Raw genomic sequence first — 13,190 nt, forward strand, 5'->3', positions numbered from 1 at the left:
CCACTAGAGGAGAGCCACCATGCTGTTCCACGTAAAAATGACCGTGAAATTGCCCATCGACATGGACCCCGCCGTCGCCACTCGACTCAAGGCGGACGAGAAAGAACTGGCGCAACGGCTGCAACGCGAAGGCCAGTGGCGTCACCTGTGGCGCATCGCCGGGCATTACGCCAATTACAGCGTGTTTGATCTGCCAAGCGTCGAAGCGCTGCACGACACGCTGATGCAATTGCCGTTGTTCCCCTACATGGACATCGAGATCGACGGGCTCTGCCGACATCCGTCGTCGATCCACGCCGACGACCGCTGAAACCTGAATGCCACCCACCTTTGTGGGAGCGAGCCTGCTCGCGAAGACGGTGGATCAGCCACCACAGATGTTGAATGACATAGCGCCTTCGCGAGCAGGCTCGCTCCCACAGGTGCTGCGCGGCTGGACACAACTGCTGCATGAACCACACAACAACAAGATGAGGTAACCCACCATGACCGTGAAAATTGCCCACACGCCTGAGCTGCAAACCTTCTTCAAAGAAGCCGCCGGCTTCACCAACGACGACGGCAACTCGCGCTTGAAAACCATCGTTTTGCGCGTACTGCAGGACACTGCGAAAATCATCGAAGATCTCGAAATCAGCGAGGACGAATTCTGGAAAGCCGTCGACTATCTCAATCGTTTGGGCGGTCGTTCGGAAGCGGGGTTGCTGGTCGCCGGTCTTGGCATCGAACACTTCCTCGACCTGCTCCAGGACGCCAAAGACGCACAAATCGGCTTGACCGGCGGCACGCCGCGCACCATCGAAGGGCCACTCTACGTCGCGGGTGCGCCGCTGTGTGAAGGCGAGTGCCGCATGGACGATGGCAGCGAGGACGGCGTTGCCACGGTGATGTTTCTCCAAGGCCAGGTGCTTGACCTCGACGGCCAGCCGCTGGCCGGTGCCACAGTCGATGTGTGGCACGCCAATACCAAAGGCACCTACTCGTTTTTTGATCCGAGCCAGTCCGAATACAACCTGCGCCGCCGGATTATCACCGACGCCGAAGGCCGTTACCGCGCACGCAGCATCGTTCCCTCCGGATATGGCTGCGACCCGCAGGGCCCGACGCAGGAATGTCTGAACTTGCTCGGTCGTCACGGTCAGCGTCCGGCGCATGTGCACTTTTTTATCAGCGCACCGGGATATCGGCACCTGACCACGCAGATCAATCTGTCGGGCGATCAATATTTGTGGGATGACTTTGCTTACGCGACCCGCGAAGGGTTGGTCGGCGAGGTGGTGTTCCATGAGCACGAAACGTTGGGACGCCACGCCAAACTCAAGTTCGACTTCCAGCTGCAACCCGCGCCAGATGCCAGCGCCGAACAGCGCAGTCAACGCCCGCGTGCCTGAGCCCCTCTTTGTAGGAGCTGCCGCAGGCTGCGATCTTTTGATCTTGTTTCTAAAAAATCAACATCAAAAGATCGCAGCGTGCGGCAGCTCCTACAGTGATCGGCCTAAGGTAATGCAAAAAAGATATTGGCCCGCTGTTTTTAAGATCGTTTAGTTTTGTCCTCAACGACGAATACACGCATCAAACCGATAGACCCCCGATTGCCATGACGGCACACGCTGAATCGATCAAAGGTTCTTCAGGTTTGGTTCACCCAGGAGTGAATCATGCCGCATACCTTGGATATCACCACACTGCCAACCCTCGACCTGTCCCTGTTCGAGGGCACCGCGCAGCAGCGTTACCAATTTCTCGAAAGCCTGCGCCACGCCGCCCGTGACGTCGGTTTCTTCTACCTCACCGGCCACGGCATCGACAGTACGCTGCTCGAGCAAGTGCAGGCCCACGCCCGACAATTCTTCGCCTTGCCCGACAGCGAAAAAACCGCCGTCGGCATGATCAATTCGCCGCATTTTCGCGGCTACAACCGTGCGGCTTCCGAGATCACTCGCGGGCAACCCGATCAGCGCGAACAGTTTGATCTCGGCGCCGAGCGTGAGGCTCTACCGTTAAACGAAGACAGTCCATTGTGGGCGCGGCTGCAAGGCCCCAACCAATGGCCAGCGGCACTCCCCGAACTGAAACCGTTGCTGCTCGAATGGCAACAGGCGATGACGCGCATGTCGTTGCGCTTGCTGCGTGCCTTCGCTCAGGCGCTGTCACTGCGCGCCGATGCCTTCGATCAGCTCTACGGTGACAAACCCAACGAACACATCAAGCTGATGCGCTATCCCGGGCAGTTGAGCGAGGCCAGCCATCAAGGCGTCGGCGCGCACAAGGATTCCGGGTTCTTGAGTTTTCTGCTGCAAGACCAACAGGCCGGGCTGCAAGTCGAGATCGAAGAGGGCCGCTGGATCGACGCGTTGCCCCGCGAAAACACCTTGGTGGTGAACATCGGCGAGCTGCTCGAACTGGCCACCAACGGTTATCTGCGCGCCACGGTGCACCGCGTGGTATCGCCACCGGCGGGCAGCGAACGCCTGTCGATCGCGTTCTTCCTCGGCGCGCAACTCGATGCGGTGGTGCCGCTGTACCCGTTGCCCACCGTGCTGTTGCGCGAGGCGCGCGGGCCGGCGAGTGATCCGCTCAATCCGCTGTTTCGTGATGTCGGCTGGAACTACCTCAAGGGTCGTTTGCGCTCACATCCGGACGTTGCGCAGCGCTTCTACGCCGACGCGTTGCTGCCGCCAGTACCTGTTCGTAAAACCGCCTGATTCATCATTCGCTCAAGGACTCCGCACATGATTAAAAAAGCAGGTTTGACCCTGGCCGTCCTCGGCGCACTGGTGAGCTCTTTCGGCGCGCAGGCCCTGGAACCGTTACGCGTTGCCGCCGACCCGGTGCCCCACGCGCAGATCCTCGCGTACATCCAGAAAATCGATCCGCAACTCAACCTCAAAGTCATCGAAATTCCCAACGGTGTGAACTCCAATGAGCTGCTGGTACACGGTGATGTCGACGCCAATTACTTCCAGCACCTGCCGTATCTGAAATCTCAGGAGCAGGCGCTCGGCGAGAAACTCGCGGTGGCCGCCACCGTGCATATCGAACCGTTGGGGATTTATTCGCGTCGGCACAAAAGCTTCGCCGACGTGCCGGAAAAAGGCACCGTCGCCGTACCCAACAACGTCACCAACCTGAGCCGCGCGCTGTACCTGTTGCAGGACAACGGCCTGATCAAGCTCAAGCCCGGTTTCAACGATCCGGCCGCCGATCAGGCAACGCCCAAGGACATCGCCGAAAACCCAAAACAACTGAAGATCCTCGAAATCGAATCACCGCAGATTCCACGTTCGCTCGACGACGTCGATCTGGCAGTGATCAACGGCAACTACGCGCTCGACGCAGGCCTGGTGCCGGCCAAAGACGCCTTGGGCCTGGAGAAGGCCGAGCACAATCCCTATGCCAATATTCTGGTGACCACACCGAAGCTGGAGCACGATCCACGCATCGCACAACTGGCCAAGGATCTGACTTCGCCGGAAGTCGCCAAATACATCACCGATAACTTTGCCGGCTCGGTGATTCCGGTGGCGGGCGGCAAGCCATGATCGCCGTCGAGCAGTTGAGCAAAACCTACCCGTCGGCCACGCAACCGGCGCTGGATCAGGTCTCGCTGAGCATTCCTGACGGCGCGGTCTACGGGATTCTCGGGCGTAGCGGGGCGGGCAAGTCGACGCTGCTGCGTTGCCTCAACCTGCTTGAACGACCGGACAGCGGCAAGATTCTGATTGATGGTGTGGATCTGCTGGCGCTGTCCGACAGCGAACTGCGCAAGCAACGCCAGCGCATCGGCATGATCTTTCAGGGCTTCAACCTGCTGCACTCGCGCAACGTGTTCGACAACATCGCCGTGCCGCTGGAAATCGCCAACGTCGGCAAGCCGTGGCGCCATGTGCGGGTTCGCGAACTGCTGGAACTGGTCGGTTTGAGCGACAAGGCGCAAGCCTTTCCATCGCAACTGTCCGGCGGGCAAAAGCAGCGAGTGGGGATTGCCCGCGCCTTGGCTGCGGAGCCTGCGTATCTGTTGTCGGACGAAGCCACCAGCGCCCTCGACCCGGAAACCACCGCTTCAATTCTTGATCTGCTGCGCGACATCAATCGGCAATTGGGCCTGACCATCGTGCTGATCACCCACGAGCTCGATGTGGTCAAGTCGATCTGCGATCACGCCGCATTTATGGCCAACGGACGGCTGGTCGAGGCCGGGCCGGTGCCACGTCTGCTCGCTGATCCACAGTCGGCGCTCGGCAGTTCACTGCGTCCGACTTGCGGATTACCGCTGGGCCATGACGCCCCGGGCCTGACCTTCCTCAAGCAATACGGCGTAAGGGCGGCGCAGTCATGAACCGTTCGATCAATTGGGATGAAATCCTGCAACTGGTGTTCAACGCCACTGGCGAAACCCTGTACATGGTGTTGCTCGCGGGGCTGTTCACGCTGCTGATCGGTTTGCCGCTGGGTGTGCTGCTGTTTATCAGTCGCCGTGGCGGATTGCGGCCGATGCCGCGTTTCAACGCGGCCCTCAGCAGTCTGGTCAATCTCGGACGTTCGCTGCCGTTCGTGGTGATGCTGATCGCCTTGATTCCGCTGACCCGTCTGGTCGTCGGCACCACGCTGGGTAGCACGGCTGCGGTAGTGCCGATCACCATTGGCGCGTTTCCGTTCTTCGCGCGCATCGTCGAAAACGCGCTGGACGAAGTCGACAAGGGCCGCATCGAAGCGATCCTCGCCATGGGTGGCGACATCGGCCATGTGATTTTCAAAGTGCTGCTGCCCGAAGCCCTGCCAGCGTTGCTCGCGGGCGTCACCCTGACGCTGGTGATGTTGATCGGTTTTTCTTCGATGGCCGGGGTCATCGGTGGCGGTGGGCTCGGCGATCTGGCGATCCGTTACGGCTATCAGCGTTTCAACAATGAAGTGATGGTCGCCACCGTGGTGGTGTTGGTCATCCTCGTCCAGGGCGTGCAAAGCCTGGGCGATCGGCTCGTGCGTTCGCTGGCTCATCGCCGCTAAGGAAATTTATGAGTGCGCCTGTCGCCGTGGCACCTGAGCCACTGATTCGGGTACGTGAACTGAGCAAAGCGTTTGGCTCGAACCGGGCGCTGGATCGGGTCAGCCTTGAGATTTATCCCGCCGAAGTGGTCGCGTTACTCGGCGCCAATGGCGCCGGTAAATCGACGTTGGTAAAAATTTTGGCGGGCAGTCAAAACGCGGATGCTGGCGAGATTCTCGTCGAGGGCCAGCCGCGCCATTTCAGCTCGCCACTGTCGGCGCGCAGGGTCGGGATTGTTGCGGTGCATCAGCAGATCAACGAGGGCATCGCGCCGGGTTTGAGCGTGGCCGAAAACCTCTTGCTCGATGAGCTGTGCAAGCCCGATGCGAACTTCTGGCTTAACCGCAAACGCCTGCTGGAACGCGCCGCGAGTATCGCTGCCGGTCTCGGCCTGAGCTTGCCGCTGGAACAGCCCATCGAACACCTTGGCCAGGCCGAGCGGCAATTGGTCGTACTCGCTCGCGCCTTTGCCTTGCAGCCGCGTTTGCTGATTCTCGACGAGCCGACGGCGGCGTTATCCGATGCCGAAGCGCAGCGCCTGTTTGGTTTGATCGACACGTTGCGCAGCCGTGGCGTGGCGATTCTTTACATCTCCCATCGGCTGTCCGATCTGCAACGGGTCGCTGATCGCGCGATTGTTTTGCGTGACGGGCGGTTGGCCGGCGAATTCAGCGCTCGGCAGTTGCCCGAGGCGGTTCACGCAATGCTTGGGCAATCACTGGCCGCGCATGTTTACACGCCGCAAGTGGCAGGGCGGGAAGTGCTGAAGCTCAGCGCGATAAAAGTGCTGCCGCGTTCGAAGGCTTTCGATCTGACCTTGCACGAAAACGAAGTGGTGGTGCTGACCGGGTTGCTCGGCGCCGGCAAAACCGAGATCGCCGAAGTGCTGTTCGGTTTACGCTCATTGGCGGAGGGCCGCGTGCAATTGGCTGGCGTTGACTGGCAGCCGGGTTCGCCACGGGAGGCGATTCGCAGCGGGGTCTTCTACGCCGCCGAAGATCGCGCCAGTCATTCGCTGGTGCCGGATTTCTCTCTGCGTCGCACGCTGACCTTGCCGTTTCTGGAGCGTTTCACCCGTGGCGGTTTTATTCGCAATCGCGCCGAAGCGGCGGCGGTCGAAGCGCAGGTCGCCGCGCTGGGCATCAAGACTGCCGGCATCGATGTGCCGATGACTGCGCTGTCCGGCGGCAATCAGCAAAAGGTTGTGCTCGGCCGCTGGCTGCTCGGGGAAGGGCGGGTGTTGATCCTCGATGAACCGTTCCAAGGTGTCGACGTCCGCGCCCGCCGCGAAATCGGCCAATTGCTGCGTGACAATGCCAAGGGCCGCGCGACGCTGGTGATTTGCGCCGATGTCGATGAAGCGCTGGAAATTGCCGATCGAATTCTCCTGGTGCGCGATCACGCGGTCGTCGCCGAATACCCGCGCGCCGGTCTGAACCGTGCCGAACTGGTCGCGGCATTGGCCGGCAGCGACGTTACCGAACATTCCCCTCACGCCACGCCAAGGAGCAGAGCGAGTGCCTGATTCGAGTTCACTGTTATCGAGCGCACCGGCACCTGCCGAGCGTCTGCTGCAAGCGTTGATCCGCTATGGCCTGTTGTGGCTGCTGGCGGCCATCGTGGTGTTTTTCAGCTTCGCAGAGCCGGCGTTTCTGCGCGTCGGCAATCTGTTCAGCATTCTGCAATCGGTGTCGATTGTCGCGCTGCTGGCCTTGGGCGTGACCTTGACCATGGCCGTCGGTGGCCTCGATTTGTCGATTGGCGCGGTCGCGGCGATGAGCCTGATGATCGCCAGTTACGTCATGGTCGTGCTCGGTTGGGGCGCGGTGCCGGCGGTGTTGATCAGCCTGGCGGGCGGCGCGCTGGTCGGCCTGCTCAATGGCTGGCTGATCGTCAAACTGCGGGTGCCGGACATTCTCGCCACGTTGGGCAGCATGTTTCTGGTGATCGGCGTGCAGTTGATTCCTACCGGTGGCCGCTCGATTGCGGTGGGCATGACGCTGCCCAACGGTGAGGAAACCGAGGGCGCATTCAGTGCCGCGTTTCTTGCGTTGGGCCGTGGGCGGCTGTGGGAAGTCGTACCGATTCCGGTGTTGATCACTGCGGTGGTCGCGGTGGCGGTGTGGCTGTTTCTCGAACGTACACGCATCGGTCGGCTGTTCTATGCCATTGGCGGCAACGAGCAGGCCGCGCGACTGGCCGGGGCGCCGGTGCAGCGCTTCAAACTGTTGGCTTACGTGCTGTCGTCGTTGCTGGCGTCGCTCGGCGGATTGTTGCTCGCGGCGCGGTTGGGCCGTGGCGATGTCAGCTCCGGTAACGGTCTGGTGTTGGACGCGCTCGGCGCCGCGCTGATCGGTTTCGCCGTGCTCGGCGCGAAGAAACCCAACGCCTTTGGCACGCTGATCGGCGCGCTATTGGTCGCCTCGCTGCTCAATGGCCTGACCATGCTCAATGCGCCGTATTACGCGCAGGATTTCGTCAAGGGACTGGTGTTGGTGCTGGCCCTGATGTTCACCTTCGGCCTCGCGCATCGGGCGCGCTGAGCTGCTTTTATTCAAGGATGTTGTATGCACGGTTCAATCAAACAGTTCGCGCGCCACTGCCTCACCGGCGCGGTGCTTTCGGTATTGGCGCTTAACGCGCAGGCCAAGGCATTGCCCGGCGCTCCGGCACCGTTCGATAACGGGCAGGTGCAGATTGCGTTGGTGGGTTATCTGTTTTCCGGGGATTTTCCCGAAGCGTATTTGCGTGGTGTGGAGAAACAGACCGAAGCGCTCGGCGCCAATCTGCGGGTGTTTGATGCGCGGCAGCAGGCGGCGAGTCAGGGCGAGATGATTGATCAGGCGGCTGACCTCGGTGTCGACGGCATCATCGTGCAGCTCGGCCTGGCGGAAACCCTCAAAGGCCCGATCGACCGGGCGCTCGCCAAAGGCATCAAAGTCGTTGCCTTCGATGTTGATCTGAACACGCCGCAAGTCATCCAAGTTGAGCAGGATCATCATGCATTGGCGCGTCTGGCACTCGATCAAGCGGTGAAGGACAACGGCACGCGCTTCGACGCTGGCTATGTGTACATCAGCGGTTTCACCCCGATGGAGCGACGTGACGAGATCTGGAACCAGGTGAAAAAGGCCAATCCGGGGATCATCGAGAAAGCGCGATTCGGCACGCTCAACCCGCCAATCGCCAACTCCGTCGCTGATCAGGCCAGCGCCGTGCTGCGCGCCAATCCCGGCATCAGCGTGATCTTCGCGCCGTTCGACGAATTCGCCAAAGGCGCGAAAATCGCCGTCGACGAAGCCGGACTGGCGAGCAAAGTGAAAATCTACAGCGCCGACATCTCCACCGCCGATATCCAGATCATGAAAGAACCCAACAGCGCCTGGGCCGCGACGGCGGCGGTCAATCCACAAGTCGCCGGTGCAATCAGCGTGCGCAGTCTGGCGATGCTGATTGCCGGGGAAAACCCGGGGCAGCAAGTGCTGGTGCCACCGACCTTGATCACGCGGCAGCAGTTGCTGGATCTCGACGTGAAGAACGTGCGCGACCTGGCGCAGAAACTGCCAGCGTTTGGCGATACGGCGGATGTGGCGCGGGCGGCTTGGATTCCGGTGGTGAATTAAGCCGCTTGTTTGCGCAGTAGAAATGCTCGCATGAACACCGCAAGTCCGTAGGAGCCGAGCTTGCTCGCGAAGGCGTAGTGTCAGGCGACACCTCTAATACCTGGCATGCCGCCTTCGCGAGCAAGCTCTGCTCCTACAGGTTTACGCGTCAGAAGGCGTAGGGGATGCTGACCTTGGCCCAGAGCATTTCGCCTTCCGGGCGATTTTCCACGTCGAATTCCTTGGCCCAGCGGATCTCCGCGCTGGCGTATTTGAGGAACGTCCAGTGCAGCGCCGGGCCGATGGCGAACACTTTGCCGCGCACGCCGTCGTCGACATCCTGCCCGGCGAACTGCACGGTGTGGCCGAACTGTTTGTCGTCGGTGGTTTGCTGGAGGAAGTAGCCGTTGATCCCGAGCATCAGGTCGTCGGTGAGCTTGTAGCTGGCCGAATAATCGAAGTGGAAGATCTGCCCGGACTTGTAGTCGGTGTCTTTGTTCTTCTCGTTGAAGCTGTAAGTGGTCTTCATCGACACCTCGGTTTTATCCGTCGGCAACCAGGTGAAGGAGAACAACGGCTTGTAGGTGTAGAAGTTGTTGCTGGTGTTGGCCAGCCGATCGACGCTGTATTCGCCGGTCGGCACGGTGATTTCCAGGGCCGCGCCGAGGGTCAGGTTTTTGCCCATGTCCCACAAAATGATCGGCGCGACGGTGGTGTCGCCCATGCCTTCGCGCGTGTCGCTGAGGCCGAACACCGAGACTTCCTGTTTCAACCACGGCTGTGCGATGTAGCCGGCCAGACGCCCGCCGAACACGCGCACCGGGCTCAGGTAGTCGAGGCGCGGTATCACTGCCGTGGATTCAATTTCGACATTAGGCACCTTGCCGCCCAGCGAACTGATGTTGAGTTTGGTCGACTTGTAATGGTTGTAGTAGACGTTGAACGCGACCATGTTCTCCGGAAGGCTGTCGACGTCCAGCGGCAGCATGAAGAAACCATCGGTGCCGGGGCCGATGTTGTCGACGCCGGCTTCGGTGGCCAGCGCCGGTACAGTCGCGGCGCAGCCCAGCAAGGAAAGGGCCAGGCGCAAGGGGAATGTCGCGCGGTTCGGGTGCATATCCGTCCTCATTATTATTGTGTTGTGACGCAACGCCGGTACGCAGCACGCCCGGCACTATAGAAATAAGCCGTTGGCGCCTGTCAGGGCAGGGTATTGGCGGACACTGAGGGGGACTTCTGCGGACAGTCCGTCAAGCCTGTGCTAACTTCCTTCGACATAACCGGTTACAAAAATAACAATCAAGCGTGATCCGGAAAGTCAGCCCCCATGAATGTAAAAGTCCAAGACCCCACTTTCGAACTGGCGCTAGTGTCGCCGTTCCTCCTGCAAACCCTCGCCGAAGTCGCGCAGAACAAGGGCGTCGAGCCCGAGAGCCTGTGCCGTGGCCTGGGTTTTACCCTTGAAGACCTGCAGGATCCGGCGCAGCGGATTTCCTATCGCCAGGCCGTGGCGATGATTCAGCGCGCGCTCAAAGTCCTGCCCAATCAGGGCCTCGGCTTATGGGTGGGGGCACAGAATGTGTTGGGCACGTTGGGCTTGCTCGGGCATGTGTTGTCGCTGTGCAAGACGTTGCGCGATGCGTTTGCCTTGGGCATTCGTCATCAGCACACGTCGGGCGGGATTGTGGTGTCGAGTGTCGATGTGGTTGGCGATCAGGTGCACCTTGATGCTGATTGTCGGTTGCCGTTCGCCGAAGTGCAGGTGTTCGCGGTCGAGGAGTTTTTCGCCAGTTTGCTGGTGTACGGCCGGGCGCTAGCCGGGGCTGATTTTGCGCCGAGTGCGGTGGAGTTTGTGCATGCCGCGCCGGATTACCTCAGCGAATATCACCGACTGCTCGGGCCAAATGTGCGCTTCGGTTGCCTGCACAATCGCATGTTGATCGATGTGCGCTGGCTCGATGTGAACCTGCCCAATCACCATTCATTGGCGCTGCGTCAGGCAGTGAAACTGCTGGAGCTGGAAGCGGCGCAGGTGCATCAGAAGCTTGATCTGATTCAGGCGGTGGAGCGGGCGATTGCGCGGGATTTGAGCAGCGGCAGTCATATCGAAAAGATTGCCGGCGATTTGAACATGAGCAGCCGCACCTTGCGCCGACGGTTGACCGAGCATGCGCTGACGTTTGAGGCGCTGCTGGAGCAAGTCCGGCAGGCGCGGACGATGAGTCTGCTGGCGAACCCGGACATGCCGATAGAGCGGATTACCGAAGAGGTGGGCTACAGCGATGTGCGCAGTTTTCGCCGGGCGTTCAAGCGCTGGACGGGGATGAGCCCGAGTGCGTGGCGCAATGACGCAAACCCTCACCCCAGCCCTCTCCCAGAGGGAGAGGGGGCCGACCGAGGTGTCTTGATTCATACATCGACCTGAACGTTTTGCGTCGATTATGGATTCACAGCAGCACGTTCAAGTCGGCGTACCCCTCAAATATCCCCCATTCAGTTCCCTCTCCCTCGGGGAGAGGGCTAGGGTGAGGGGCTTTTGCCACCATCCAAACCCACACAAATCCTCCGGCCACAGGTAAACTCCCGCGCACTTTCCAAGGAGTTCACATGAGTTACTACCAGCCGGGCATTCTCGCCACCCCCGTTCCTGCGCAAGCACGTCACCTGTTTTTCGCGCTTCAGTCAGTTGAAGCGTTGCCGCAGGCGATCGACAACCTGATGAATCTGGTGGACGGCAAGTCGGCGGTGGTCGGTTTCGGTGAATCCCTGGTCAAGGCCCTCAATGTACAAATTGAAGGCCTGCGCAGCTTCCCGGCGATGTCCGGCGTCGGCGTGGAAAACCCGTCGACCCAACACGCGCTGTGGGTCTGGCTGCACGGCGTCGACCGTGGTGAACTGCTCAACCGCTGCAACGCCCTCGAAGCCGCACTCGCTCCGGCCCTGCGCCTGGTTGAGATGCAGGAAGCCTTCCGCCACAAGGACGGCCACGACCTCACCGGCTACGAAGACGGCACTGAAAACCCGCACGACGAAGCCGCCATCGCCGCTGCCCTGCAAAGCGCCGGCACTGACGGCATGGTCGGCGGCAGCTTCGCCGCAATCCAGCAGTGGCAGCACGATCTCAAGGGTTTCCACAAACTCTCGGCCGATGACAAAGACAACATCATGGGCCGTCGCCTCAGCGACAACGAAGAGATCGACGACGCGCCGATTTCGGCCCACGTCAAACGCACCGCGCAGGAAAGCTTCGCGCCGGAAGCGTTCGTCGTGCGCCGTTCGATGCCGTGGATTGAAGGCGATCGCGCGGGCCTGATGTTCCTCGCGTTCGGCTTCTCGCTGGATGCCTTCGAAGCACAACTGCGACGCATGAGCGGTCTGGAAGACGGCATCACCGACGGCTTGTACCGCATCAGCCGGCCGATCACTGGCGGCTACTACTGGTGCCCGCCGTTGAAGGATGGTCACCTCGATCTGCGCGCCTTGCGCATCGGCTAAAGGAGTAAAAAATGAACGTGGTGCGTTGGGGCATGATCGGGTGCGGCAGCGTCGCTGAACGCAAGAGCGGGCCAGCCTTCTACAAGGCGCCCGGTTCTGCGCTGGTGGCGGTGATGGGCCGACGCCTTGAAGCAGTGACTGACTATGCCGCACGCCACGGCATCGCGCGGGTCTACACCGATGTCGATGCGCTGATCAACGATCCCGAGGTCGACGCGGTGTACATCGCCACGCCACCCGACAGCCACCATGCCTACAGCCTGAAAGTCGCTGCCGCCGGCAAACATTGCTGCGTGGAAAAACCCATGGCGCTGAACGCCGGGCAAAGCCGCGAGATGCAACAGGCGTTTGCCGACGCTGGTCTGCACTTGTTCGTTTCCTACTACCGTCGTTCATTGCCGCGATTTGCGCAGGTTCGGCAGTGGCTGGAGGAGGGGCGTATTGGTGAGGTTCGGCATCTGAGCTGGACGCTGACCAAAGCGCCGTCGCCGGTTGATCTCGATGGCCGCGACAACTGGCGCACCGATCCTGCGGTGGCCGGTGGCGGTTACTTCGCCGATCTGGCCAGCCACGGTTTTGACCTGTTCCAGTATCTGCTCGGCGATATCGTTGAAGTGGCCGGATTCACGGCGCGACAGGCGGGTCTGTACGCGGCGGAAGATGCCGTCAGCGCCAGTTGGCGATTCGCCTCCGGGGCGTTGGGCATGGGCTGCTGGAGCTTTGTCGCGGATCGGCGCGAGGACCGCGTCGAGATCATCGGCAGCCTGGGGCGGATCAGTTTTTCGGTGTTTGATGAGCATCCTGTGCAGTTGCATGCCGATGAAAACATCAGCCTGGAAATCCCGCATCACGGACACATCCAGTGGCATCACGTGCTGGGTATGAATGCGCATATTCGGGGTGATTCACAACATCCCGCGGTCGCCGAGCAAGCGCTCAAGACTGACTGGGTCATGGATCAGATCCTCAAACGTTAAGATCAAAAGATCGCAGCCTTCGGCAGCTCCTACATGAGATCGCGGTCTCATGTAGGAGCTGCCGAAGGC

General features: G+C 60.7%; 13 protein-coding genes. 12 read left to right on the forward strand and 1 reads right to left on the reverse strand.

The annotated features are described in order from the left end of the window. Positions 1-19 precede the first annotated feature (19 nt). From catC to AD669_RS10915, 9 genes are all read left to right on the forward strand, one after another. Positions 20-310 (forward strand): muconolactone Delta-isomerase, encoded by a 291-nt coding sequence (gene catC / locus AD669_RS10875; protein ID WP_053119556.1) that lies wholly within the window; start codon positions 20-22, stop codon positions 308-310. Between the two features lie 175 nt (positions 311-485). Then, positions 486-1,391, forward strand: a complete 906-nt coding sequence (gene catA / locus AD669_RS10880; protein WP_053119558.1) for a catechol 1,2-dioxygenase — start codon at positions 486-488, stop codon at positions 1,389-1,391. A 267-nt stretch (positions 1,392-1,658) separates the two neighbouring features. After that, complete coding sequence (locus AD669_RS10885) at positions 1,659-2,705, forward strand: isopenicillin N synthase family oxygenase (RefSeq protein WP_053119560.1); 1,047 nt, start codon at positions 1,659-1,661, stop codon at positions 2,703-2,705. A 27-nt stretch (positions 2,706-2,732) separates the two neighbouring features. Further along, positions 2,733-3,542, forward strand: a complete 810-nt coding sequence (locus AD669_RS10890; RefSeq protein ID WP_053119562.1) for a MetQ/NlpA family ABC transporter substrate-binding protein — start codon at positions 2,733-2,735, stop codon at positions 3,540-3,542. After that, entirely contained in the window at positions 3,539-4,339 is an 801-nt protein-coding gene (locus tag AD669_RS10895) for a methionine ABC transporter ATP-binding protein (RefSeq protein ID WP_082341423.1), read from the forward strand. Before AD669_RS10890 ends, AD669_RS10895 begins: the two co-directional genes overlap by 4 nt. Beyond that, positions 4,336-5,007, forward strand: a complete 672-nt coding sequence (locus AD669_RS10900) for a methionine ABC transporter permease (protein WP_053119564.1) — start codon at positions 4,336-4,338, stop codon at positions 5,005-5,007. The genes AD669_RS10895 and AD669_RS10900 overlap by 4 nt, the downstream gene beginning before the upstream one ends. A gap of 8 nt (positions 5,008-5,015) precedes the next feature. Next, complete coding sequence (locus AD669_RS10905; protein WP_053119566.1) at positions 5,016-6,572, forward strand: sugar ABC transporter ATP-binding protein; 1,557 nt, start codon at positions 5,016-5,018, stop codon at positions 6,570-6,572. Then, entirely contained in the window at positions 6,565-7,590 is a 1,026-nt protein-coding gene (locus tag AD669_RS10910) for an ABC transporter permease (RefSeq protein ID WP_053119568.1), read from the forward strand. Before AD669_RS10905 ends, AD669_RS10910 begins: the two co-directional genes overlap by 8 nt. Positions 7,591-7,614: 24 nt before the next feature. Next, positions 7,615-8,670, forward strand: a complete 1,056-nt coding sequence (locus AD669_RS10915) for a substrate-binding domain-containing protein (RefSeq protein ID WP_053119570.1) — start codon at positions 7,615-7,617, stop codon at positions 8,668-8,670. Between the two features lie 148 nt (positions 8,671-8,818). Here AD669_RS10915 and AD669_RS10920 read toward each other — a convergent pair whose 3' ends face one another. Beyond that, a complete protein-coding gene (locus AD669_RS10920) occupies positions 8,819-9,766 on the reverse strand; it encodes a transporter (RefSeq protein ID WP_053119573.1) in 948 nt (315 codons plus the stop codon). A 210-nt stretch (positions 9,767-9,976) separates the two neighbouring features. Here AD669_RS10920 and AD669_RS10925 point away from each other — a divergent pair, with 210 nt between their 5' ends. The 3 genes from AD669_RS10925 (at position 9,977) to AD669_RS10935 (ending at position 13,121) form a co-directional block, all read left to right on the forward strand. Then, on the forward strand, positions 9,977-11,074 hold the full coding sequence (locus AD669_RS10925; protein WP_053119575.1) for an AraC family transcriptional regulator: 1,098 nt from the start codon (positions 9,977-9,979) through the stop codon (positions 11,072-11,074). Between the two features lie 182 nt (positions 11,075-11,256). Further along, complete coding sequence (locus tag AD669_RS10930; RefSeq protein ID WP_053119577.1) at positions 11,257-12,144, forward strand: Dyp-type peroxidase; 888 nt, start codon at positions 11,257-11,259, stop codon at positions 12,142-12,144. A gap of 11 nt (positions 12,145-12,155) precedes the next feature. Then, positions 12,156-13,121 carry a Gfo/Idh/MocA family protein gene (locus AD669_RS10935; RefSeq protein WP_053119579.1) on the forward strand — a complete coding sequence of 322 codons (966 nt, stop codon included), beginning with the start codon at positions 12,156-12,158 and terminating at the stop codon, positions 13,119-13,121. The last annotated feature ends 69 nt before the right edge of the window (positions 13,122-13,190 follow it).

It is taken from the genome of Pseudomonas sp. P1.31 (assembly GCF_001269815.1).
GTDB lineage: Bacteria > Pseudomonadota > Gammaproteobacteria > Pseudomonadales > Pseudomonadaceae > Aquipseudomonas > Aquipseudomonas rustica.

Coding starts and splice junctions, on each gene's coding strand:
- catC (WP_053119556.1), top strand. CDS start 20: ATGCTGTTCCACGTAAAAATGACCGTGAAATTGCCCATCGACATGGAC.
- catA (WP_053119558.1), top strand. CDS start 486: ATGACCGTGAAAATTGCCCACACGCCTGAGCTGCAAACCTTCTTCAAA.
- AD669_RS10885 (WP_053119560.1), top strand. CDS start 1,659: ATGCCGCATACCTTGGATATCACCACACTGCCAACCCTCGACCTGTCC.
- AD669_RS10890 (WP_053119562.1), top strand. CDS start 2,733: ATGATTAAAAAAGCAGGTTTGACCCTGGCCGTCCTCGGCGCACTGGTG.
- AD669_RS10895 (WP_082341423.1), top strand. CDS start 3,539: ATGATCGCCGTCGAGCAGTTGAGCAAAACCTACCCGTCGGCCACGCAA.
- AD669_RS10900 (WP_053119564.1), top strand. CDS start 4,336: ATGAACCGTTCGATCAATTGGGATGAAATCCTGCAACTGGTGTTCAAC.
- AD669_RS10905 (WP_053119566.1), top strand. CDS start 5,016: ATGAGTGCGCCTGTCGCCGTGGCACCTGAGCCACTGATTCGGGTACGT.
- AD669_RS10915 (WP_053119570.1), top strand. CDS start 7,615: ATGCACGGTTCAATCAAACAGTTCGCGCGCCACTGCCTCACCGGCGCG.
- AD669_RS10920 (WP_053119573.1), bottom strand. CDS start 9,766: ATGCACCCGAACCGCGCGACATTCCCCTTGCGCCTGGCCCTTTCCTTG.
- AD669_RS10925 (WP_053119575.1), top strand. CDS start 9,977: ATGAATGTAAAAGTCCAAGACCCCACTTTCGAACTGGCGCTAGTGTCG.
- AD669_RS10930 (WP_053119577.1), top strand. CDS start 11,257: ATGAGTTACTACCAGCCGGGCATTCTCGCCACCCCCGTTCCTGCGCAA.
- AD669_RS10935 (WP_053119579.1), top strand. CDS start 12,156: ATGAACGTGGTGCGTTGGGGCATGATCGGGTGCGGCAGCGTCGCTGAA.